Annotated in this window: 22 protein-coding genes; 5 read left to right on the top strand and 17 right to left on the bottom strand. The window is 70.8% G+C overall.

Going from position 1 to position 22,371, the window contains the following annotated elements:
• Positions 1–76: 76 nt before the first annotated feature.
• From ASE56_RS09350 to ASE56_RS09340, 3 genes are read right to left on the bottom strand one after another with little or no spacing between them, the layout of a single operon-like run.
• Complete coding sequence (locus ASE56_RS09350) at positions 77–1,414, bottom strand: class II 3-deoxy-7-phosphoheptulonate synthase (RefSeq protein WP_056227695.1); 1,338 nt, start codon at positions 1,412–1,414, stop codon at positions 77–79.
• A gap of 9 nt (positions 1,415–1,423) precedes the next feature.
• Positions 1,424–2,137: a 1-acyl-sn-glycerol-3-phosphate acyltransferase gene (locus tag ASE56_RS09345; protein ID WP_056227692.1), complete on the bottom strand. Its 714-nt coding sequence runs from the start codon at positions 2,135–2,137 to the stop codon at positions 1,424–1,426.
• A gap of 2 nt (positions 2,138–2,139) precedes the next feature.
• Complete coding sequence (locus ASE56_RS09340; protein ID WP_056227690.1) at positions 2,140–3,075, bottom strand: ROK family glucokinase; 936 nt, start codon at positions 3,073–3,075, stop codon at positions 2,140–2,142.
• Positions 3,076–3,232: 157 nt separating this feature from the next.
• On the opposite strand from ASE56_RS09340, the gene ASE56_RS09335 reads away from it, so the two are divergent.
• Entirely contained in the window at positions 3,233–5,059 is a 1,827-nt protein-coding gene (locus ASE56_RS09335) for a long-chain fatty acid--CoA ligase (RefSeq protein WP_056227687.1), read from the top strand.
• 194 nt (positions 5,060–5,253) lie between these two features.
• Here the strand turns inward: ASE56_RS09335 and def are convergent, their stop codons facing one another.
• From def to ASE56_RS09320, 3 genes are read right to left on the bottom strand one after another with little or no spacing between them, the layout of a single operon-like run.
• On the bottom strand, positions 5,254–5,745 hold the full coding sequence (gene def / locus ASE56_RS09330) for a peptide deformylase (RefSeq protein ID WP_056227684.1): 492 nt from the start codon (positions 5,743–5,745) through the stop codon (positions 5,254–5,256).
• The gene (locus ASE56_RS17730) at positions 5,742–8,156 is read right to left on the bottom strand and encodes a MinD/ParA family protein (RefSeq protein ID WP_235556958.1); all 2,415 of its coding nucleotides are present in this window, start codon (positions 8,154–8,156) and stop codon (positions 5,742–5,744) included. Before ASE56_RS17730 ends, def begins: the two co-directional genes overlap by 4 nt.
• A gap of 46 nt (positions 8,157–8,202) precedes the next feature.
• The gene (locus ASE56_RS09320; RefSeq protein WP_056227681.1) at positions 8,203–11,610 is read right to left on the bottom strand and encodes a pyruvate carboxylase; all 3,408 of its coding nucleotides are present in this window, start codon (positions 11,608–11,610) and stop codon (positions 8,203–8,205) included.
• A 68-nt stretch (positions 11,611–11,678) separates the two neighbouring features.
• Between ASE56_RS09320 and ASE56_RS09315 the strand changes: the two genes are divergently transcribed.
• Positions 11,679–12,491 (top strand): ParA family protein, encoded by an 813-nt coding sequence (locus ASE56_RS09315; protein WP_056227677.1) that lies wholly within the window; start codon positions 11,679–11,681, stop codon positions 12,489–12,491.
• A gap of 190 nt (positions 12,492–12,681) precedes the next feature.
• Here the strand turns inward: ASE56_RS09315 and ASE56_RS09310 are convergent, their stop codons facing one another.
• The 3 genes from ASE56_RS09310 to ASE56_RS09300 all read right to left on the bottom strand — a co-directional run bounded on the left by ASE56_RS09310 (position 12,682) and on the right by ASE56_RS09300 (position 14,497).
• Entirely contained in the window at positions 12,682–13,227 is a 546-nt protein-coding gene (locus ASE56_RS09310; protein WP_056227674.1) for a MerR family transcriptional regulator, read from the bottom strand.
• 95 nt (positions 13,228–13,322) lie between these two features.
• On the bottom strand, positions 13,323–14,009 hold the full coding sequence (locus ASE56_RS09305; protein ID WP_056227671.1) for a MerR family transcriptional regulator: 687 nt from the start codon (positions 14,007–14,009) through the stop codon (positions 13,323–13,325).
• Entirely contained in the window at positions 14,009–14,497 is a 489-nt protein-coding gene (locus tag ASE56_RS09300; protein ID WP_056227667.1) for an FHA domain-containing protein, read from the bottom strand. Before ASE56_RS09300 ends, ASE56_RS09305 begins: the two co-directional genes overlap by 1 nt.
• A 295-nt stretch (positions 14,498–14,792) precedes the next feature.
• On the opposite strand from ASE56_RS09300, the gene ASE56_RS09295 reads away from it, so the two are divergent.
• Complete coding sequence (locus ASE56_RS09295; RefSeq protein ID WP_235556957.1) at positions 14,793–15,434, top strand: copper resistance CopC family protein; 642 nt, start codon at positions 14,793–14,795, stop codon at positions 15,432–15,434.
• 9 nt (positions 15,435–15,443) lie between these two features.
• Positions 15,444–16,841 (top strand): dihydrolipoyl dehydrogenase, encoded by a 1,398-nt coding sequence (lpdA, locus tag ASE56_RS09290; protein WP_056227661.1) that lies wholly within the window; start codon positions 15,444–15,446, stop codon positions 16,839–16,841.
• Between the two features lie 60 nt (positions 16,842–16,901).
• On the opposite strand, the gene ASE56_RS09285 is transcribed toward lpdA, so the two are convergent.
• The gene (locus ASE56_RS09285) at positions 16,902–17,546 is read right to left on the bottom strand and encodes a CYTH domain-containing protein (RefSeq protein WP_056227658.1); all 645 of its coding nucleotides are present in this window, start codon (positions 17,544–17,546) and stop codon (positions 16,902–16,904) included.
• Positions 17,543–17,770, bottom strand: coding sequence for a hypothetical protein (locus ASE56_RS09280; protein WP_056228525.1), 228 nt, complete (start codon positions 17,768–17,770; stop codon positions 17,543–17,545). The genes ASE56_RS09285 and ASE56_RS09280 overlap by 4 nt, the downstream gene beginning before the upstream one ends.
• Positions 17,771–17,838: 68 nt before the next feature.
• On the opposite strand from ASE56_RS09280, the gene ASE56_RS09275 reads away from it, so the two are divergent.
• Positions 17,839–18,594 (top strand): glutamine amidotransferase, encoded by a 756-nt coding sequence (locus ASE56_RS09275; RefSeq protein WP_056227653.1) that lies wholly within the window; start codon positions 17,839–17,841, stop codon positions 18,592–18,594.
• 9 nt (positions 18,595–18,603) lie between these two features.
• Here the strand turns inward: ASE56_RS09275 and ASE56_RS09270 are convergent, their stop codons facing one another.
• From ASE56_RS09270 to ASE56_RS09245, 6 genes are all read right to left on the bottom strand, one after another.
• Positions 18,604–19,335 (bottom strand): NAD(P)H-hydrate epimerase, encoded by a 732-nt coding sequence (locus ASE56_RS09270; RefSeq protein ID WP_082450366.1) that lies wholly within the window; start codon positions 19,333–19,335, stop codon positions 18,604–18,606.
• Positions 19,328–20,398, bottom strand: a complete 1,071-nt coding sequence (locus ASE56_RS09265; RefSeq protein ID WP_056227652.1) for a YhjD/YihY/BrkB family envelope integrity protein — start codon at positions 20,396–20,398, stop codon at positions 19,328–19,330. Before ASE56_RS09265 ends, ASE56_RS09270 begins: the two co-directional genes overlap by 8 nt.
• A 67-nt stretch (positions 20,399–20,465) precedes the next feature.
• On the bottom strand, positions 20,466–20,951 hold the full coding sequence (locus ASE56_RS09260; RefSeq protein ID WP_056227648.1) for a prepilin peptidase: 486 nt from the start codon (positions 20,949–20,951) through the stop codon (positions 20,466–20,468).
• 4 nt (positions 20,952–20,955) lie between these two features.
• Positions 20,956–21,252, bottom strand: a complete 297-nt coding sequence (locus ASE56_RS09255; protein ID WP_056227644.1) for a DUF1905 domain-containing protein — start codon at positions 21,250–21,252, stop codon at positions 20,956–20,958.
• 55 nt (positions 21,253–21,307) lie between these two features.
• Positions 21,308–21,736: a DUF2809 domain-containing protein gene (locus ASE56_RS09250; protein WP_056227640.1), complete on the bottom strand. Its 429-nt coding sequence runs from the start codon at positions 21,734–21,736 to the stop codon at positions 21,308–21,310.
• Positions 21,737–21,777: 41 nt separating this feature from the next.
• Positions 21,778–22,344 carry a mismatch-specific DNA-glycosylase gene (locus tag ASE56_RS09245; RefSeq protein WP_056227637.1) on the bottom strand — a complete coding sequence of 189 codons (567 nt, stop codon included), beginning with the start codon at positions 22,342–22,344 and terminating at the stop codon, positions 21,778–21,780.
• Between the last annotated feature and the right edge of the window lie 27 nt (positions 22,345–22,371).

Here is a 22,371-nt window from a genome sequence, read left to right as displayed (position 1 = left end):
CGACCGCGCCGACGGCATCCTGAAACGACGACGCCCCCGACCGCAGCGGTCGGGGGCGTCGATCTGTCGAGAGGGGTCAGCGGTTCTCGAGCTCCTCGGCCACGAGGAACGCCAGCTCGAGGCTCTGACGGTGGTTCAGACGCGGGTCGCACAGGCTCTCGTAGCGGGTCGCGAGGGTGGCCTCGTCGATCATCTCGGAGCCGCCCAGGCACTCGGTGACGTCGTCGCCGGTGAGTTCGACGTGGATGCCGCCGGGGTGCGTGCCCACCGAGCGGTGCGCCTCGAAGAAGCCGCGCACCTCGTCGACCACGTCGTCGAAGCGACGGGTCTTGTAGCCGGTGGGCGTGGTGATGCCGTTGCCGTGCATCGGGTCGGTGACCCAGAGCGGCGTGGCACCCGAGTCGCGGACGGCCTCGAGCAGCGGGGGCAGCGCGTCGCGGATCTTGCCCGCACCCATGCGCGTGATGAAGGTCAGTCGACCCGGCTCGCGCTCGGGGTCGAGCTTGTCGATGAGCGCCAGCGCCGTCTCGGCCGTCGTGGTGGGACCGAGCTTCACGCCGATGGGGTTGCGGATCTTCGAGAAGTAGTCGACGTGCGCGCCGTCGAGCTCGCGCGTGCGCTCACCGATCCACTGGAAGTGCGAGGACGTATTGTACGGCTGTCCCGTGCGCGAGTCGATCCGCGTCATGGGGCGCTCGTAGTCCATGAGCAGACCCTCGTGGCCCGTGTAGAACTCGACGCGCGTCAGCTCGTCGAAGTCGGCGCCGGCGGCCTCCATGAACTTGATGGCGCGGTCGATCTCGGTCGCCATCGACTCGTAGGCCTGGTTGGCGGGCGTGCTCGCGAAGCCCTTGTTCCAGCTGTGCACCTCGCGCAGGTCGGCGAACCCCCCCTGCGTGAAGGCGCGGATGAGGTTCAGGGTCGACGCGGCCGTGTGATAGCCCTTGAGCAGACGCGCGGGGTCGGCCTTGCGCGACTCCTCGGTGAAGTCGTAGCCGTTGACGATGTCGCCGCGGTACGCCGGGAGCGTCACGTCGCCGCGCGTCTCGACGTCGCTCGAGCGGGGCTTGGCGAACTGGCCCGCCATACGGCCCATCTTGACCACCGGCATCGAGGCGCCGTAGGTGAGGACGACGGCCATCTGCAGGACCGTCTTGATGCGGTTGCGGATCTGCTCGGCGGTCGCGCCGGCGAACGTCTCGGCGCAGTCACCGCCCTGCAGGAGGAACGCCTGGCCGGCGGCGGCCCGCGCGAGGCGGTCGCGGAGGATGTCGACCTCGCCGGCGAACACCAGCGGAGGAAGGGTCGCCAATTCTGCGGATGCCGCGGCCACAGCGGCCTCGTCATACCACTGGGGCTGCTGCTTGATGGGCAGGGTTCGCCAGTGGTCGAGGTCGTGGAGCTGCTGATTCACCCCTGAAGTCTAGTGGCGGGACACCGGCGCCTTCGCCGCCTGTGACGTGGCGAGGCGGTCCTTCACGGTCGAGGCGTAGACGTCTTCGTAGCGCTGCTCACCGAGACGCTGGAGGGCCACCATGATCTCATCGGTCACCGAGCGGAGCACGTAGCGGTCGCCCTCCATGCCCTCGAACCGCGAGAAGTCGAGGGGCTCGCCGATGACGATGCCCACGCGCCCCACGCGGGGCAGACGCTGGCCGATCGGCATGACGGCGCCCGTGTCGACCATGACCACCGGCACGACCGGAACGCGCGCCTCGAGCGCCATGCGCGCGATGCCCGTGCGGCCCCGGTAGAGGGTGCCGTCGGGGCTGCGGGTCCCCTCGGGGTAGATGCCGAGCAGCTCTCCGCGGCCGAGTACGCCGAGGCCGGTGTTCAGCGAGGCCTCGGAAGCCTTTCCGCCTGAGCGGTCGATGGGCAGCTGACCCGTCGCCGTGAAGAACATGCGAGTGGCCCAGCCTTTGAGGCCCTTGCCGGTGAAGTAGTCGCTCTTGGCGAGGAACGCCATGCGCCGGTCGATCATGAGCGGAAGGAAGATCGAGTCCGAGAACGACAGGTGGTTGCTCGCCAGGATCGCCGCCCCCTCGACGGGGATGTTGCGCCGGCCCACCATCCACGGACGGAACACGGCCTTGATGACCGGTCCGATGACCACGTACTTCATGAGCCAGTAGAACAACGTCAGCGCTCCTTCCCGGCGAGGTCAGCGACCCCGATGAGACCGGCGTCGTTGCCCAGACGTGCGATCGCGAATTCGGCGACCGGACGTTCACCGTACCCCGGGAGCGAGGTCTCGTACGCGAGCTTCACCGGCTCCAGCAGGTCGGCGCCGAGCTGCGCCACTCCCCCGCCGATCACGAAGACCTCGGGGTCGAGCACGGCCTGGAACCCGCCGCACGCCTCGCCGAGGGCCGTGGCCACGCGACGCAGCGCCTCGACGGCGCCCGGGTCGCCCGCGAGCACGAGCCGCGACACCGCGGGGCCGGGGATCGCACCGCGCTCCTCGCGCACCGCGGCCAGGGCCGCGCCGATGCCGCCCTCGTCGGCGATGGCGTTCGCCTCGCGCTGCAGGGCACGACCCGAGGCGTACTGCTCGAGGCATCCGTTCTGTCCGCACCCGCACGGGTGCCCGCCGCGCACGAAGCGCATGTGCCCCAGTTCGGCGCCGATGCCGTGACCGCCGCGGAAGAGCTCGCCGTCGGTGACGACGGCACCGCCGACGCCGGTGCCCATCGTCAGCATGACCATGTCGCGCACGCCCTGGCCCGCACCGAAGCGGTACTCGCCCCACCCCGCGGCGTTCGCGTCGTTCTCGATCGTGACCGGGGCACTCAAGCGCTGCTCCAGGCGGGCGCGCAGGGGCTCGTCGCGCCAGTCGATGTTGGGGGCGTAGATGACGGTGCTGCGGTCGCGGCTGATGAAGCCGGCCGCGGCCACCCCGATCGCGTGGATCTCGTGCGCGCGGCGCAGGTGATCGGCCATGTCGACCACGGCGTCGACCAGGGCTGCGGGGTCGATGGGAGTGTCGACGCGGAGCTTCTCGATGATGGTGCCGTCGTCGTCGACGACGCCCCCCGCGATCTTCGTGCCCCCGATGTCGATGCCGACGTTGCGCACCGCGCTCCCTTCCGGGCCGACCGTGCGGCTCGGCCCGGAGAAGTCTAGCCATGCCGCGCGACCGGCGCGGGAGAGCGGTGATCCCCGGGGGCCCGGCATCCATGCTTATAGACTCGACAGACCCGCTCGACGTTCTTCCGGTGCCAAAGGAGTTGCCGTGATCCAGTTCGATCAACCCGCCCTCGTCCCCGCAGACCCCGACGCGAACGCGTCGGACCTGCTCGCCGACCGCGTCCGCGCCACCCCCGACCGTCCGCTGTTCGCGGTGCCCGACCGCGACGGGTGGCGCGACATCACCGCCGCCGAGTTCGAGAAGCAGGTCATCGCCCTCGCGAAGGGCTTCGTCGCGGCCGGCATCCAGCCCGGCGAGAAGGTCGGGTTCATCGCCCGCACCACCTACGACTGGACCCTGGTGGACTTCGCCCTCTTCTACGCCGGCGCGGTCATGGTCCCGGTGTACGAGACGAGCTCGGCCTCGCAGATCTCGTGGATCCTCTCGGACTCCGGCGCAATCGCCGTGGTCGTGGAATCGCCGGAGCACGGCGAGCGTCTCGACGAGGTCCGCAGCGACCTCCCCCTCGTCCGCGAGGTCTGGGCGATGCACTCCGGCGCCCTCGACACCCTCGTCGCCAACGGCACGCACATCACCGACGAAGAGATCGAGCGTCGCCGTCATCTCGCCAAGGCCTCCGACATCGCGACGCTCATCTACACCTCGGGCTCGACGGGTCGCCCGAAGGGCTGCGTCCTCGTCCACAGCAACTTCGTCGAGCTGGCCCGCAACTCCGCCAAGTCGCTGCACGAGGTGGTCGAGACCCCGGGCGCCTCCACCCTGCTCTTCATCACCACGGCGCACGTGTTCGCGCGCTTCATCTCGCTGCTCAACGTCCACGCGGGCGTGAAGACGGGCCACCAGCCCGACACGAAGCAGCTCCTTCCCGCGCTCGGGAGCTTCCGCCCCACCTTCCTGCTCGCGGTTCCCCGCGTCTTCGAGAAGGTCTACAACTCGGCCGAGCAGAAGGCCGAGGCCGGCGGCAAGGGCAAGATCTTCCGCGCCGCCGCCGACGCCGCGATCGAGCACTCGCAGCGCCTGCAGGACGGAAAGTCGATCCCGCTGCTGCTGAAGATCAAGTTCGCCCTGTTCGAGAAGCTGGTGTACTCCAAACTCCGGGATGCCATGGGCGGGAACATCGTCTACGCAGTGTCGGGATCGGCCCCTCTCGGCCCCCGCCTGGGTCACTTCTTCCGCAGCCTCGGCGTCGTGATCCTCGAGGGCTACGGCCTCACCGAGACCACGGCCCCGGCCACGGTCAACCTCGCGACGAAGTCGAAGATCGGCACGGTCGGTCCGGTTCTCCCGGGTGTCGGCATCCGTCTCGCGGATGACGGCGAGATCCAGGTGCGCGGCATCAACGTGTTCCGCGAGTACTGGCAGAACCCCGAGGCCACCGCCGAGGCGTTCGACGGCGAGTGGTTCAAGACCGGCGACATCGGCGCTTTCGACGGCGACGGCTTCCTCGCGATCACCGGACGCAAGAAGGAGATCATCGTGACCGCGGGCGGCAAGAACGTCGCCCCCGCGGCCCTCGAGGACCCGATTCGCGCCAACCCGATCGTCGGTCAGGTCGTCGTGGTGGGCGACCACAAGCCGTTCATCGCGGCTCTCGTCACCCTCGACTCCGAGATGCTGCCGACGTGGCTGGCCAACAACGGACTGCCCGCCGACATGTCGCTCGCCGAGGCGGCCGAGAACGAGAAGGTGCGGGCCGAGGTGCAGGGCGCGATCGACCGTGCGAACACGCGGGTCTCGCGCGCGGAGTCCATCCGCAAGTTCACGATCCTGCCGACCGAGTGGACCGAGGCCAGCGGCCACCTCACCCCGAAGATGAGCATCAAGCGCAACGTGATCGTGGCGGACTTCGCCGACGCGATCGAGGACATCTACGCGGTGCCCGTCAACACGACCAACGTGTCGCTTCCCTGACACGAGCGACGATGACGGCCCGGTCCCCTCGCGGGGCCGGGCCGTTTCGCGTCGCGAGAACAGCAGATGCGACGGGGACAGGACGATCCGCAGCGAATCGACCTGTCCTCGTCGCCCCGTCCTGTTCTCGTGACCAAGGGCGCACAGACGAAAGGCCCGGATGCCGGCATCCGGGCCCCTCTGCAGAGATCAGGTCAGAACCAGTCGCTCTCGCGGACCTGGCGCATCGCCTCGCGACGCGTCTCGGCGGGCAGGCGCGAGAGGTACAGCATGCCGTCGAGGTGGTCGGTCTCGTGCTGGAGCGCCTGGGCGAGCAGCCCCTCGCCCTCGAGCACGACCTCTTCACCGTCGAGGTCGATGCCGACGACCTTGGCCCACGGGTAGCGCAGCGCGTCGTGCCACAGGCCGGGCACCGAGAGGCACCCCTCGCCCACGGGCTCCGGCTCACCGCGCGTCTCGACCAGCACGGGGTTGAGGACGTACCCGATGTCACCGTCGATGTTGTAGCTGAAGGCACGCAGGCCCACGCCGATCTGAGGGGCAGCGACCCCGGCGCGACCGGGCAGCTCGACCGTGTCGATCAGATCCTGCACGAGGGCGCGGATGCCGTCGTCGATCTGCTCGATGGGGGCGCTCGTCGCGCGCAGGACGGGGTCTCCGAACAAACGGATCGGGCGGACGGTCACGCGGCGGCCGCCGGGGTGCGAAGGCCTTCGACGACCGCGGCGGCGAGTTCGCGAGCCGCCTGCCGGGTCGAGGGCTGGAGCTCACGGAAGGTGATCGCGCTGCCCGCGGCGATACGCGCGTCGTAGGGCATGCGGATCACGGTGCGCACCCGCGAGCGGAAGTGCGCCTCGAGCTCGCTCTCGCGCACGAGCGGCGTGCCCGGCCGCGAGTTGTTCAGCACCACGACCGCGTCGCGCACACGGGCGGAGTAGCCGTTCGTCTCGAGCCACGTCAGCGTCTCGGACGCGAGGCGCGCCTCGTCGACCGACAGTCCCGCGACGATGACCAGGGTGTCGGCGAGCTCGAGTGTCGCCCCCATGACCGAGTGCACGATGCCCGTGCCCGTGTCGGTGAGGACGATCGAGTAGTAGTGCGCCGCGACGTCGGCGACCTGACGGTAGTCGTCGTCGCTGAAGGCCTCGGACACCCGCGGGTCGGAATCGGATGCCAGGACGTCGAGGCGGGTGGCATCCCGGGCCACGATCGACGAGACGTCGTTGTACCCGGACATCTCGTCGTGGGAGCGGACGAGGTCGCGGACGGTGCGCCCGTTGGGACGACCCACGCGATCGGCGAGCGTACCGCGGTCGGGGTTGGCGTCGACGGCGATGACGCGGTCGTCGCGGGCATCGGCCAGAGCCATGCCCAGCAACGAGGTGACCGTCGTCTTTCCCACCCCGCCCTTGCGGGACAGCACCGGCACGAACCGGGCCCCACCCGAGAGGGGGGCGGAGATGCGCCGGTCGAGGTCCTTGCGCTGTCGTGCGCGCCGACCGTCGCCGAGGTTGATGCGGTGGCGCGAGACCGAGTAGACCAGCTGCTGCCAGAGGCCCTCGGGCTCGGGGCGGGCGATCTGGCGGGGGTCGAGCAGACGGTCGGCCGTGAGCAGGTCGGAGCTCTCGCGCGCGTCGTCGATCTGGCCGATTCGCTTCGAGGTGAGCGTGACCTCGGGGGCGGGGGTGCGCACGCGCTCGAGCGCGTGCGCGCGGTCGACGCGCGCGGCTTCGTCGGCGGCTCGGGCGGCGTCGTCGGCCTGGTGGGCGCTGCGGCGCGTGAGCGGGATCGTCCCGATGACGCCCGTCGCGGCGCGCTCGGCGCGCGTGGTCGGCACCGACGCGGTGTCGGCGCTGACGGGCGACGCCGGGGCAGGGGCGTCGACCTCGGCCTCGGGGGCAGTCGATGCGGGCGGCCGCGAGGCGGCAGACTCCGGTGCGCCGGGGGCGTCCACCGGCGGTCGGGAGGACTCGGGCGCCTCTGCCATGGCCTCGACCTCTTCACGCTGTTCGTCGTCCGTGTTCGACGCCGGGGCGTCGGCGTCGTCGGAGCCCGCGACGTCGGTGTCTTCTCGATCAGCGGGAGCGGAAACGGCATCGTCGGGCGAGGCGTCGTCCGCCTCGACGTCGTCCGCTGCCTGTGCCGCCTCGTCGCCGTGCTCGGGCTCTTCAACGGCGGCGGGAACCCACGGCGCGTGCGTCAGCGGTGCGGACGCGGCGTCGACGGCGTAGTCATCCACCAGGGGCTCATCGTCATCGAGCGACGAATCGGCGAGGTCGGCGTCGGTGGGCTCGGCGGCATCGGCCTCGAACAGCTCGACGTCGTCGACGACCTCGGCGTCGGCGAGATCGTCGGCCCGCTGAGCGGCCTGCGTCGCGTCAGCATCGGGGTGATCGGCGTCAGCGTCGTCATCCGCCGCGGAATCGACCTCGACAGGGTCGGCCTCAGCCGGGTCGGCATCCGCCAGCACATCGTCGGCGTCGACGTCGTCTTCGTTCGAGGCGGCGGCTCCGTCGGTCTCCTCGGCATCGTGCTCGACGGGACCATCGCCCTCCGAGAGGGCGGCGTCGTCGGCCGGGATCTCCTCGGCCTCCTCCCCCGCGTTCGAGCCCTCGTCGTCGCCGAAGCCGTCATCGCCGAAGCCTTCTCCGGCGGTCGGGTGCCCGGCATCCGGAGTCTCCTGCTCGTCGAGATCGTGCGACGACTCGACGACGATCTCGGCGTCGTGCACCTCGTCGTCCGCGGACGAGTCCGTCTCGTCGGCCGCATCGTGCGGCTCGAGGATGATCTCGCCCGTCTCGAGCTGCTCGACGTGCGGGTCGTGGACGATCTCGTCGCGGCGGTCGTCGGCGGACGCGGCGGAGGGGACGCGCGGGGCGTCGAGAGCGGCGAGGTCGGCCTCGTCGAGGGGGATCTCGTCTTCGATCACGTCGTCGTCGAGGTCGTCGTCGTCGGTGGCCACGGGAAGGTCGACGTTGACCTGCGCGATGTGTCCACCGAGGATCGTGATGCTGGCCGTGTCGAGATTCCCGATCTCGTCGAGCACGCCGTGCTCGGCGTTCTCGTCGGGGTTCGCGTCGGTGCGGTCGGGGGTCACTGCAGTCTCCAAACGGGAAGAGGGCGCGAAAGCGCCCCCTCCCAGGTTACTGCGCTTGGCGGATTACCAGCAAAAGATCTCCTGCTTCGACCTGTTGTGTGGTACTGATCGCGACACGCTCGACCACTCCGTCGACGGGTGCGGTGATCGCCGCCTCCATCTTCATCGCCTCGATCGAGGCGACCGCCTGACCGGCGGAGACGCGGTCGCCCGGCGACGCCTTCATCGTCACGACGCCCGAGAACGGCGCCGCCATCTGGCCCGGCCTCGAGGTGTCGGCCTTCTCGGCCTGACGCGCCTCGACGTCGATGGAGCGGTCGCGGACGAACACCGGGCGCAACTGTCCGTTCAAGGTCGTCATGACCGTGCGCATGCCCTTGTCGTCGGCCTCGCCGACCGCCTCGAGGCCGACGAACAGCTGCACGCCGCGCTCGATCTCGACGGTGTGTTCGCCGCCCGACTGCAGCCCGTAGAGGTAGTCGGCCGTGGAGAGCACGCTCAGGTCGCCGTACGTCTCACGGGTCTGCTCGAAAGTGCGCGTCGGCCCTGGGAACAGCAGACGGTTCAAGCGGGAGCGCCGCTCGACGGACTCCCCCGCCAGTGCCGCCGTGTCGTCGTCGGTGAGCGGGGTCGTGCCCGTCTTGGCATCCCGGCCGGCGAGGACCTTCGAGCGGAAGGGCTCCGGCCAACCGCCCGGAAGATCACCCAGCTCCCCCGCCATGAACGACACCACCGAGTCCGGCACGTCGTACTTCTCGGGGTTCTGCTCGAAGTCGGCCGGATCGGCCTTGACCGCGGCGAGGTGCAGGGCGAGGTCGCCCACCACCTTCGACGAGGGCGTGACCTTGGGCACCCGGCCGAGGATGCGGTCGGCGGCGGCGTACATGTCCTCGATGAGCTCGAAGTCGTCGGCCAGGCCCAGCGCGATCGCCTGTTGGCGCAGGTTCGACAGCTGTCCGCCGGGGATCTCGTGACGGTAGACGCGCCCGGTGGGTCCGGCGAGACCCGACTCGAACGGCCGATACAGGTGACGCACGGCCTCCCAGTAGGGCTCCAGGTCGCTGACGGCCCCGAGGTCGAGGCCCGTGTCGCGTTCGGTGTGCGCGAGCGCGGCGACGAGCGCCGACAGCGACGGCTGGCTCGTGGTGCCGGCCATCGGCGCCGAGGCCGCGTCCACGGCATCCGCCCCCGCCGCCGAGGCGGCCAGCAGCGTCGCGAGCTGCCCGCCCGCGGTGTCGTGGGTGTGGACGTGCACCGGCAGGTCGAAGCGCTCGCGCAGCGCCGTCACGAGCTTCGCCGCGGCGGCCGGGCGCAGCAGACCCGCCATATCCTTGATCGCGAGGATGTGGGCTCCCGCGTCGACGATCTGCTCGGCCAGACCCAGGTAGTAGTCGAGCGTGTACAGGTCTTCGGCGGGATCCAGCAGATCCCCCGTGTAGCAGAGGGCGACTTCGGCCACCGCGGTGCCGGTCGCCAAAACCGCGTCGATCGCCGGCCGCATCTGCGAGACGTCGTTGAGGGCGTCGAAGATGCGGAAGATGTCGACACCGGATGCCGCGGCCTCGGCCACGAACGCATCGGTGACCTCCGTGGGGTACGGGGTGTAGCCGACGGTGTTACGGCCGCGCAGCAGCATCTGGATCGCGACGTTCGGCAGCGCCTCGCGGAGGGCGTCGAGACGCTCCCACGGGTCTTCACCGAGGAAGCGCAGCGCGACGTCGTAGGTCGCCCCGCCCCAGGCTTCGACCGACAGCAACCCGGGCGTCAGCCGGGCCACGTAGGGGGCCACGCGCGCGAGGTCGCGGGTGCGCACGCGCGTGGCGAGCAGCGACTGGTGCGCGTCGCGGAACGTGGTCTCGGTGACGGCGAGGGCGGTCTGCTCGCGCAGGGCCTTCGCGAAGCCGGCGGGACCGAGCTGCTGCAGACGCTGGCGCGAGCCCGCGGGGGCCGGGGCCGCCAGGTCGAGGGTCGGGAGCTTGGCCGACGGGTCGATCGACAGCGGGTTCTCGCCGTTCGGGCGGTTGACCGTGGTGTCCACGAGCCACGAGAGGATCTTCGTGCCGCGGTCCTTGGACTCGCGGCCCTTCAGCAGCTCAGGGCGCTCGTCGATGAACGAGGTGCTGAGGTCGCCCGCGACGAAGGCGGGGTCGTCGAGCACGGCCTGCAGGAACGGGATGTTCGTCGAGACCCCGCGGATGCGGAACTCCGCGAGGGCGCGGCGGGCGCGGGACACGGCGGCCTCGAAGTCACGGCCACGGCACGACAGCTTCGACAGCATCGAGTCGAAGTGCGGGCTCACCTGCGAGCCCGCGGCGGTCGTGCCGCCGTCGAGGCGGATGCCGGCGCCACCGGGCGAGCGGTACGTGGTGATCTTGCCGGTGTCGGGGCGGAAGCCCTGCGTGGGGTCCTCGGTCGTGATACGGCACTGCAACGCCGCGCCCCGCAGGTGGATGTCGTCCTGCTGCAGGTGCAGCTCGGCGAGGGTCGCCCCCGCGGCGATGCGCATCTGCGACTGCACGAGGTCGACGTCGGTGACCTCCTCGGTCACGGTGTGCTCGACCTGGATGCGCGGGTTCATCTCGATGAAGACGACCTCGCCCGCTCGCGGCCCCGCGGTCTCGAGCAGGAACTCGACGGTTCCGGCATTCTGGTAGCCGATCGAGCGGGCGAACGCGACGGCGTAGCGGTGCAGGTCCTGCCGTACGGCATCGTCGAGGTTCGGCGCCGGCGCGATCTCGATGACCTTCTGGTGGCGGCGCTGCACCGAGCAGTCGCGCTCGAACAGGTGAACGGTCTCGCCCGTGGCATCCGCGAGGATCTGCACCTCGACGTGACGCGGGCGCTGCACGGCCTGCTCGAGGAACATGCGGGGATCGCCGAACGCGCTCTGCGCCTCGCGCATGGCCTCGGCGAGGGCCGGGGCGAGCTCGCCCTTCGACTCCACGCGGCGCATACCGCGCCCCCCGCCACCGGCGACGGCCTTGGCGAAGACCGGGAAGCCGATCTCGTCGGCCTGGGCGAGGAGATCGTCGATGTCGTCGGACGCGGGCGTCGAGCGCAGCACCGGCACGCCGGCTGAGATCGCGTGCTCCTTCGCCGTCACCTTGTTGCCCGCCATGGCGAGCACGTCGGCGGGAGGCCCGATGAAGGTGATCCCGTGGGCGGCGGCCTTCTCGGCGAGCTCAGGGTTCTCGGAGAGGAAGCCGTAGCCCGGGTAGATGGCATCCGCCCCGCACTCACGGGCGACGCGGATGATCTCGTCGACATCGAGGTAGGCGCGCACGGGGTGGCCGCGCTCGCCGATCTGGTACGCCTCATCGGCCTTCAGACGGTGGAGGGAGGCGCGATCCTCGTACGGATACACCGCGACGGTGCGGGCTCCGACCTCGTAAGCGGCGCGGAACGCGCGGATCGCGATCTCGCCGCGATTGGCGACCAGGATTTTCGAGAACATGCGCACCTCACGTCAAGCTGGCGGAGCTGAATGTGCTCACAGCCTAGGGGACGGTAACGTGGACTCTCGTGCACGTACTCTCCGTCAGCTCTCTCAAAGGCGGGGTCGGCAAGACGACCGTGACACTCGGGCTGGCTTCCGCAGCCTTCGCACGTGGCGTTCGCACTCTCGTCGTCGACCTCGACCCTCAGTCCGACGTGTCGACCGGGATGGACATCCAGGTCGCCGGTCGGCTCAACATCGCCGATGTCCTGGCCAACCCCAAAGAGAAGGTCGTCCGACAGGCGATCACCTCGAGCGGGTGGGCCAAGGTCCACCCCGGCACCATCGACGTGCTCATCGGCAGCCCGTCGGCCATCAACTTCGACGGACCGCACCCGAGCGTCCGCGACGTCTGGAAGCTCGAAGAGGCGCTGGCGACGATCGAGGCCGACTACGACCTCGTGCTCATCGACTGCGCCCCCTCGCTCAACGCCCTCACGCGCACCGCGTGGGCCGCGAGCGACCGCGTCGTGGTCGTCACCGAGCCCGGCCTGTTCTCGGTCGCCGCGGCCGACCGTGCCCTGCGCGCGATCGAAGAGATCCGCCGCGGTCTGTCGCCGCGACTGCAGCCCCTCGGCGTCGTGGTCAACCGCGTGCGCCCGCAGTCGATCGAGCACCAGTTCCGCATCAAAGAGCTGCGCGACATGTTCGGTCCGCTCGTGCTCAACCCGCAGCTGCCCGAGCGCACCTCGCTCCAGCAGGCGCAGGGTGCCGCCAAGCCGCTGCACGTGTGGCCCGGCGACTCCGCTCAGGAACTCGCGGCCGACTTCGACGCGCTGCTCGACCGGATCGTGCGCACCGGCCGGATCCCCGTCGAGTCCGAGGCCCCGCAGGCCTGACCCGCGATTTCGTCAGACGCCGTCCCGCTGCCGCGCAGCCGGGCGGCGTCCTCGTTCCCCGTCCCACCCGCGTGAGGGGTCATTTTCCGTCGCCGAGGGCGCCCGTAAGCGACAGGAAGCGACCCCGCACGCGAAAGCAGAAGAATCCCGGATGCCATGGCATCCGGGATCCGAAAAGAGTGAGGCGAGCTCAGGCGGTGCGGGCGGCGCGGCGCGCGGCGAGCTCGTCGACGGCGTCGGGCGTGGCCTTCTCGAAGTCGACGAGCGTGGACTCGACCTCGCGGAGGACCTTGCCCACCGCGATACCGAAGACGCCCTGGCCACGGCTGACGAGGTCGATCACCTCGTCGTTCGAGGTGCACAGGTACACGGAGGCCCCGTCGCTCATGAGGGTGGTGCCCGCGAGGTCGCGGATGCCCGCGGCGCGGAGCTGGTCAACGGCCGTGCGGATCTGCTGCAGCGAGATACCGGTGTCGAGAAGACGCTTCACGAGCTTGAGGACGAGGATGTCGCGGAAGCCGTAGAGACGCTGCGAGCCCGAACCGCTCGCCCCGCGGACCGTCGGGACGACGAGCTCGGTACGAGCCCAGTAGTCGAGCTGGCGGTACGTGATGCCGGCAGCGCGTGCCGCGACGGCCCCGCGATAACCGGTGTCGTCGTCCATCTCGGGCAGACCGTCGGTGAAGAGGAGATCAGCGGCGAACCGAGGTTCACCGAGCGCGTCGCCAGCGTTCATGCTCGCGTCCTCCTCATCGGTTCGTTTCCTCCACGCTAGATGAGCGGAGGTCCCCCGGCAATGACATCCGCTCCGAGGGTCGCGGCGTGTCGCGATCAGGACAGGATTCGCTCGAGCGCATCGCGCACGAACATCGCCCGCACCTCGTCGAGGCGGGCCGCGAGCTCGGGAGCGAGCTCGCTCGCCCGGGCCCGCGAGGGCGCATCGGGGCGCCGCAGCAGGGCCGACAGCGCCGACTCCACGAGCGAGACCTCGCGCTCGGCGCTCTGCCGCAGCGAGCGGATGTGGCGCGGCTCGATGCCGTGCCGGTCCAGCGCGACGAGGGCGCGGAGCAGAGTGACCGTCTGCTCGGAATAACTGTCGGCGGCGCTGATCACCCCCGTGCTGACCGCGTCGTTCAACAACTGGGGGCGCGCGCCCGCGGCCGTCAAGAGCTCTTCGCGTCGGTAGCGGCGCGGCGCGCTCGTCATCGACGGGATCGCGGTCGGCGGAGCCGGGTTGCGGCCCGCGTCGAGGTCGGCGAGGTAGTCGCGGATGACGACGAGCGGAAGGTAGTGGTCGCGCTGCAGCGTGAGCGCGAGACGCAGTCGCTCGAGGTCGGCCGGCGAGAACTTGCGGTAGCCGGAGTCGGTGCGCGTCGGCGAGACAATCCCCTGCACCTCGAGGAAGCGCAGCTTGCTCGAGGTGAGTGCCGGGAAATCGGGGGTCAGGCGCGCGAGCACCTGCCCGATGCTGAGCAGCCCCGCAGCCGTCTGTCGACTACGGGAGGGGGCTGCCGCCATCAGTGCTCAGCCGCGGGCAGGTCGGCCGGCGAACCGAAGAAGTTGAGACGGAACTTGCCGATGCGCACCTCGGAGCCGTTGACGAGGGCCGAGCGGTCGACCCGCTCGCCGTTGACGTAGCTGCCGTTGAGCGAGCGCTGGTCGACGATCTCGAACGAGCTGCCCGAGCGGAGGATCTCGGCGTGACGACGCGAGACAGTGACGTCGTCGAAGAAGAGGTCGGCCTCGGGGTGACGGCCGACGGTGGTCACGTCGGTGTCGAGGAGGTAGCGGGCCCCGGTCGTCGGTCCCGAGCGGACGATCAGCAGAGCCGCTCCCGAGGGGAGGGCGTCGATGGCCTCGAGCTCCGCCTCGTTGAGGTCGGCCCCGAAGGGGACGAACGACAGGTCGGCGTCGTGGGTCTGGGTCGTGTCGTGCGACGCCCCGGCTGCGGCGGCGTCGGCCGCGCGCCGGATCTCGTCTCGCTCGAATCGGCTGGTCTCGTCCACGGCTTCTCCTTCATATTCACCATAACCGATCGGTCGCCAACGGCGGGGTCGACCGACTTCGAGCAGGTCACGGTGATGCGTGATGTGTCTGTATTCGCCGAAACCGGGACGCCGCGGTTTGGGGGATGCGGAGGCGGCCGACGAGACACTCGAACCTATCGACCCGAACGGGGCCCTGTCGAGTCCGCTTCACCCTCTGTCGGCGCGCCGTCGCGTTCCTCACCCCCGTCGAGGCGCGCTCGACCCCTGTGCACGCTCCCAGTCCGACCGCTCGGTCCGTCGTTAGGGTCGAAGGGTGACTTCCTCCGTGACGCCCCGCCGACGCCTTCTTCCCGCCGTCCTCGCCGCCGGCCTGCTGGCCGCCGCCGCGCTCTTCGTGCCGGCCTCCCCCGCCGCCGCCCACGACGAGCTCGTATCGACCGATCCCGCGGCCGGGGCGACGCTCGAGGCCCTCCCGGCGCAGATCACGTTCTCGTACAGCGCCGACATCCTCACCGACGCCGGCGCGACCGTGATCGAGGTCACCGATTCGTCGGGCGCCTCACTGGCGGAGGGCGCCCCGACCGTCTCGGGCGCCGAGGTGACGCAGGCGCTGCAGGGATCGGCATCCGGAACCGTCACCGTGAAGTGGCGCGTCGTGTCGAGCGACGGCCACCCCATCGACGGCGACTTCGCCTTCTCGGTGCCCGCCGCAGCCGCGACCCCCTCCGCGACCGCGACCCCCACGGCGTCGGCCGGTCCCGCGCCCGCCGAGAGCGCGACCCCGGCGCAGACCCCGAACGCCACTCCTCTGCCGACCGAGAACACCTCGGCGCCCTCTCCTCTGCCCTGGATCCTGCTCGCCGTCCTCCTCGTGATCGTGGCCGGGGTCCTGGTCTACGTCTTCGCCTCGCGCAGCGGTCGCAAGACCGCCGGTGGCGGCACCGCCGGGCGATAGGCTGGAACCATGCCTCATTACGATCTGGTCATTCTTGGTGCGGGTCCCGGCGGGTACGTCGCCGCCGTCCGCGGCGCACAGCTCGGACTGTCGGTCGCGATCGTCGAAGAGAAGTACTGGGGCGGTGTGTGCCTCAACGTGGGCTGCATCCCCTCCAAGGCCCTCCTGCGCAACGCCGACCTCGCGCACACGTTCCACGCGAAGGCCGACCTGTTCGGCATCTCGGGTGACGTCACCTTCGACTTCGGCAAGGCGTTCGACCGCTCGCGCAGCGTCGCCGCCGGCCACGTCAAGGGCATCCACTACCTGATGAAGAAGAACAAGGTCACCGAGTACGAGGGCCGCGGCTACTTCGCCGACGACCACACGATCGACGTGACCAAGACCGACGGCTCCAAGGAGCAGGTCACCTTCGACAACGTCATCATCGCCACGGGTTCGACCGTGCGCCTCCTCCCCGGCGTCACCCTGTCCGAGAACGTCGTCACCTATGAGGAGCAGATCCTCACCCGCGAGCTCCCCGAGTCGATCGTGATCGTCGGCGCCGGCGCCATCGGCATGGAGTTCGCCTACGTCATGACGAACTACGGCGTGAAGGTCACGATCATCGAGTTCCTCGACCGTGCGCTGCCCAACGAAGACGCCGAGGTCTCGAAAGAGATCCAGAAGCAGTACAAGGGCTATGGCGTCGACATCCTCACCTCGACCAAGGTCGAGTCTGTCACCGACCACGGCGACAAGGTCACCGTCGCCTACACGGCGAAGGACGGCTCGCAGGGCTCGATCGACGCCGACCGCGTGCTCATGTCGATCGGGTTCGCTCCCAAGGTCGACGGCTTCGGTCTCGAGAACACCGGCGTGAAGCTCACCGAGCGCGGCGCCATCGAGATCGACGACCACATGCGCACCAACGTGCCGCACATCTACTCGATCGGCGACGTCACCGCCAAGCTGCAGCTGGCCCACGTGGCCGAGGCGCAGGGCGTCGTGGCCGCCGAGACCATCGCCGGAGCCGAGACGCAGACGCTGGGCGACTACCGCAACATGCCCCGCGCCACCTTCTGCAACCCGCAGGTCGCCTCGTTCGGCCTCACCGAGCAGCAGGCGCGCGACGCCGGTCACGACATCAAGGTCGCGAAGTTCCCCTTCTCGGCCAACGGCAAGGCGAACGGCCTCGGCGAGCCCGTCGGCTTCGTCAAGCTCGTCGCCGACGCCGAGACGCTCGAGCTCATCGGTGGCCACCTCATCGGCCCCGACGTGTCGGAGCTGCTGCCCGAGCTGACCCTCGCGCAGAAGTGGGACCTCACCGCTCTCGAGGCCGCGCGCAACGTGCACACCCACCCGACGCTGTCGGAGGGCCTGCAGGAGGCCTTCCACGGCCTCACGGGGCACATGATCAACCTCTGATCGACTGATCGACGAAGGCCCGCCCGGTTCCCCGGGCGGGCCTTCGTCGTTCGTCGGGACTCAGTACCCGAGAGCGCGAGCGAGCTTGGAACCGGATGCCGCGTGGCGGCCTCCCGCGGCGAACACGGCCGCGTCGACCGCGGCGAAGAACTCCGCGCGCCCGGCGTCGTCGGACGGGCCGGCGGGGCCGAGCTCGACCTCCCACTCCCGCCACGCCGACTCGACGCCGCGTCGTTCGTCGCGCGCCCGGACGCGGTCGTCGACGAACTCGGCGACCTGGTTCCCGTCAGCATCGAGCAGCGCGTAGGCCGTGCGGTGGTTGCGCAGCCGAGCGAGAGGGGTGAACGGGGGAGCGGCGATCGAGGCGACGGCATCCTGAACCGCCGGAGGGACCACCGGGTCGGCGTCGGAATCGCCGTCGGCCTCGAGCGGCCACTGCGTCTCGCGTCGGCCTCCGGCCTCGAGGGGCCCCTTCACGTGCCACCCCTCGTCGGGGCCGCCCGTGCGGCGGCGCACCGCGACACCCGCCCGAGCCAGGTCGGCCGCAGCGGTGTCGAGATACCGCGCGTCGAGGTCGCGGGGTTCGGGGTCTCCGACCCGGGTCACGCCGGGCAGGGCCGACCAGTCGGGCAGGGGCGTCTCATCGTCGACGTCGTACTTCGACTCGACCTCGACGTTCGACGACCCCTTCGGGTCTCCGCTCAATCGTCGCGTCCGTCGGCGTCGGGGTTGATGTCTTCGGTCTCTTCGGAGAAGACGAAGACGGCCTGGGTGGGGCCGTCGGAATCGCCCGTGTTCTCGAGGCCGCCGTCACGGCGGTAGACGAGCTGGCCCTCGCTGTAGGGCATGATCAGCGTGTCGTCGGACTCGTTCTCGAGCGGGAGAACCTGCCCGTCGAGCGGGCCTCCGGTCAGTCGTGCAATAGCCATGACGTCAGCGTAGACCGCGGCGCCGACACCGCCCGGTACCTTGACAGGGCTCACCTACAATCGCTGGAGTGACCTCGACCGACCTCCCCGGTGACCGCCCCTTCGTGCTGCTGGCCACGCGCGCCGAAGATCTCCCGGCCGACGAGGAATACGCGCTCTTCCTGCGATTCACGGGGCTGCCCCCCGAGCGACTGCGCCGCGTCCGGCTCGAGCGCGAACCGATGCCCGAGATCGACCTCGACGAGGTCTCGGGGATCCTGGTGGGCGGGAGCCCCTTCAACGCCTCCGACCCGGTCGAGCGCAAGTCGCCCGTGCAACGACGCGTCGAGGACGAGATGGCGGCGCTCGTCGACGAGGTCGTGGCACGCGATCATCCGTTCCTCGGGGCCTGTTACGGCGTCGGAACCCTGGGCACGCACCTCGGTGCGCCCATCGACGGCACCTTCGCCGAGCCCATCAGCGTGGTCGACGTGTCTCTCACCGCCGCCGGGCGCGACGACCCCCTCGCCGAGGGGCTGCCCGCGACCTTCGCCGCGTTCGTGGGACACAAAGAGGCGATCAGCGCGCTGCCGCCCGCCGCGACCCTGCTCGCGTCGTCGCCGACCTGCCCGGTGCAGATGTTCCGGCTCAAGCAGAACGTCTACGCGACGCAGTTCCACCCCGAGCTCGATCTGGACGGCATCGTCACGCGCATCCACGCCTACGCGTCGTACGGGTACTTCGCCGCCCACGAGCTCGACCTCACCCTGGAGGCCGTGCGCCGCGCGCCCGTGACCGCTCCGTCGCGCCTGCTGCGGACCTTCGTCGAACGCTACGCGCGCTGAGCGGCCCGTTCACGCGCCATCGCGCGGGGTGACCCGCACCACGTCGACCGGGGCGGTGACCGCGGGATGCGCGAGCCTCAGGTAGGGCTCCAGCCCGAGATCGACCAAGTGCACGCGCCCGGCGAGCTCGGGGCCGCGACCCCGCACGAGGCCCGCCTTGAGCGCTCCGAACGTCACCGTCAGATCGGCGGCGAGCACCGCGGCATCCGCCGTGCCGTCGTCGGGGTCCAGACCGCTCGGCAGATCGACCGCGACCACCAGCGGTCGCTGCTCCTGGGCTCGCACGCACTCGACGAGGGCGCGTGCTCCCCCGCGCAGGCGGCGGTCCGCCAAACGTCCGATGCCCAGGATGCCGTCGAGCACGAGCGCGTATCCGCCCATCGCCTCGCAGACGTCCGAGGCGGACCGCACGCGCGCTCCCGCGGCCACGGCCGTGTCGAGGGCGGCCCGGTGGACGCGGTCGCGCACGAGCACGATGTCGACGCGATCGGCGACGGCGCACAGGTCGGCCGCGGCGTAGAGGGCGTCTCCCCCGTTGTCGCCCGCCCCGGCGAGGACAAGGACCGCCCCCGGCCGATCGGCGAGACGGCGCGCGACGATGTCGGCCAGGGCCGCGGCGGCCCGCCGCATGAGCGGTCGCCCCTCGGCGAGGAGCGGCTTCTCGGCCGCGCGGACCGCGTCGGCGCTGTACGCCGAGATGCGCTCGCCCGCGGCCAGCACTCCGCCCGCGCTCTCACTCATCGCGGGAGCCCGCGCGCACCTCGGCGCGGTCCTCGCGGTCGGCGGCGGCGGGGTCGTTCTTCGCGAGCGTCTCGCGTTCCTTCGCCTCGGCGGCCCGGGCGGCCTCGAGCTCGCCGGTAGCTGCACGCACGGCCTTCTCGGCGCGACGGACGCGGAACTGGATCATCGTCGACGCACCGTACTTCGCACGCACGCGGTCCTGGTCCTCCTCGGTCGCGACGGTGATGTACGCCCCCGCGATGAGGATCACCTGGCTCGAGAGGTTCAGCCACAGCAGCAGGGCGATGAGCGAGGCGAACGTCGCCAGCAGGGGGTTGTTGCCCGCTCCGCCGACGAACAGCCCCGACAGCTGCTGCAGGACGACCAGCCCGACACCGCCGAGCAGGGCGCCGCGCAACAGGGTGCGGCGACGGGTCTTGACGCCCGACAGTGCCGCAAACGCCACGGCGACGGCCGCGGTATCGAGCACGAGGACGACGACGGTCGAGAGCAGCCAGGTCAGCACGGCCGTGACCCACGAGTCGGCGGAGATGCCCAGCAGCTCGCGCACGAACGTGAGCCCCGCCGTGGCGAGGAAGGTGACGACGGCCGCCCCGACGAGGGCGACGCCGATGCCGACGGCGACGGCGAGATTGCGCAGGATCACCAGGATCGGAAGCGTGTCGTCGGTGGCGACGCCGGCGATCTGTCGCAGAGCGGAGCGCAGCGACCCGATCGCGCCGATGGCGGCGCCGACCAGACCGAGGATTGCGATGATCCCCGCGACCGTGAACTCCGGCGGGGCCTTGATGTCGCTGACCTTCAGCAGCCCGTCGGGCCCGACCAGGCCCGGGACCACGCTGTTCACGGAACGCTCGAGGGCGGCGATCCCCTCCGGATTGCCCGCGAGCCAGACGGTCGCGAACGAGAAGCCCAGCAGCACCGCGGCGAACAGACTGAACAGCGTGCGGTAGGTCACGCTGTCGGCCAGCATGGGGCCGCGCGCCCCCGAATAGACGAGGAAGGCGCGCACGAGACGGAGCCGCAGGGCCCACGCCGTGACGCGACGGATGAGGTCGGCCATGGCGCCAGGCTAGCGGCGCACGCGAATGCGTCGTGCGGGGTTGACCGCGCGGGTGCGCAGCGACAGCTCAGCCCGGCGGCATCCCTTTCGCCTCGCCGTACCCGACCGCCATCCGCAGCCACGCGCCCAGCAGCAGCCAGGGCCCGTACGCGATCTCTGCGCGCCGGTCGCCTGCGAGCAGCACTCCCCCCGCGGCGACACCGCCGAGCACGAGCGAGAGGAGCAGACCGGATGCCACGGCCTCGGGCCCAAACCATCCGAGCGGCGTCCCGACGAGGGCGGCGAGCTTGACGTCTCCCCCGCCGAACGACGCGGGGCGGGCGAGATGCAGGGTCAGGGCGACGGCGAAGGCGGCCGCGGCGCCCCCGATCACGCCGAGCGCACGCCCCGGGTCGCCGATCCGCGCCGCCTCGGCCGTCAGCAGCGCTCCCACCAGCGCCGCGGCCGGGAGGACGACGGCATCGGGAAGACGGTGAGAGCGCAGGTCTGTCACGACGAGGGTGAGGCTCGCGGCGGCGAACACTCCGGCGGCGAGACCGAGCAGCACCGGCACGTGCTCAGGCGTCGAGCACGAAGAGGTCGACGCGCACGATCGCCCCGGGATCGATCCCCTCAGCGTCGCGCACCGCGCGTTTGAGAGGCAGGACGTAGACGCCTCCCGTCTGCGGGAAGATCGAGGTGCGGAAGGTGGAACCGCCGATCGTGGCGTCCACGCGTACGCCGCCGAATCCGCGGCGGAAGGTCTGCGTCTCGCGGATCTCGGCGCTGAGATCGGGCGGCAGGGCGACGAAGTACCAGTCGCTGTCGCTGCGTGCCTCCCACCGGTAGACGTCGCCCTCGAACCGCACTCTCATCGCCCCTGCCCTCCCTCACCCGAGCAGGTCACGATACCGCCGGTCGGCGACCGGCTCAGGCGCTTCTCCCCTGGGGAGGAGCCCCGGGGCGTCGCGTCTCGCGACGGAGGGCGCGCACCGTCGCGGCATCCGTCACGCCGGCGACGACGGCCGCGCACGCGTAGACGACGAGGTCGCGCGCGTCGAACCCCGTGCCGAGCACGAGTGCGACGGGCCGGAACCGCTCCGCGAGATCGGCGGGGACCCCGGTCGCCTGGAAGAGCTCGACGGCCACGCTCCATCCCCCGGCGACGAGGGCGACGACCAGCGTCCGCAGACGGGGGAAACCGACCACGAGCCCGGCGTAGACCGCGACCGTGTACAGCGCATCGCCCGCGATGTCCGCCGCGTCGCTGGACGGGAGCACGAGGTGCACGACGAGCCCCGCCGCCACGACCACCGCCAGGGCGAGGAGGGCGATCAGGCGACGGCGGGTGGGCGGCATCCTGTCATCGTGGCATGCCCGCGCGCCGGGGCCGGCCGCCCTCAGCGGATCACTCCCGCCGCGCGCGCCGGGTCCGCGTAGGCCCGAGCGAGCGAATCCACGGTGTCGTGCGCGTTGAGGCCGCTGGGGTTGGGCAGCACCCAGGTGGGCACGTCGGCGATCGCCTGCTCCTGCCGTCCCGCGGTCGCGCGGGGCCGCTGGAACCCCTGGCGGTAGGCGGTGAGGCCGACAACTGCGACGGCCCGGGGCCGCCACGCGGCGACCCGCTCGACCAGAGCGGCGGCTCCCGAGCGCAGCTCGTCACGCGAGAGCTCGTCGGCGCGCGCCGTCGCCCGGGCGACGAGGTTCGACACCCCCACCCCGGCGTCGAAGATCATCCGGCGGTCCTCGTCGCCGAGGGGCTCGGAGTACACGGGTAGTCGGGGGAGTATCCCCGCCTTCACCAGCGCGGGCCAGAACCGGTTTCCCGGTCGCGCGAACGGCGTTCCGGTCGCGGCGGTCCACAGCCCCGGGTTGATGCCGACGAAGAGCAGACGTACGCCCGGCTCCACGAGATCGGGCCGCGTGGCATCCCGGAACGACTCGAGTTCGGCGCGCGTGTATCCCATGAGACCACTATGACCACTACCCCCGGC

Source organism: Microbacterium sp. Leaf203, assembly GCF_001421275.1.
GTDB classification, from domain to species: domain Bacteria; phylum Actinomycetota; class Actinomycetes; order Actinomycetales; family Microbacteriaceae; genus Microbacterium; species Microbacterium testaceum_A.
This window is presented reverse-complemented; position numbering and strand designations above follow the sequence as displayed.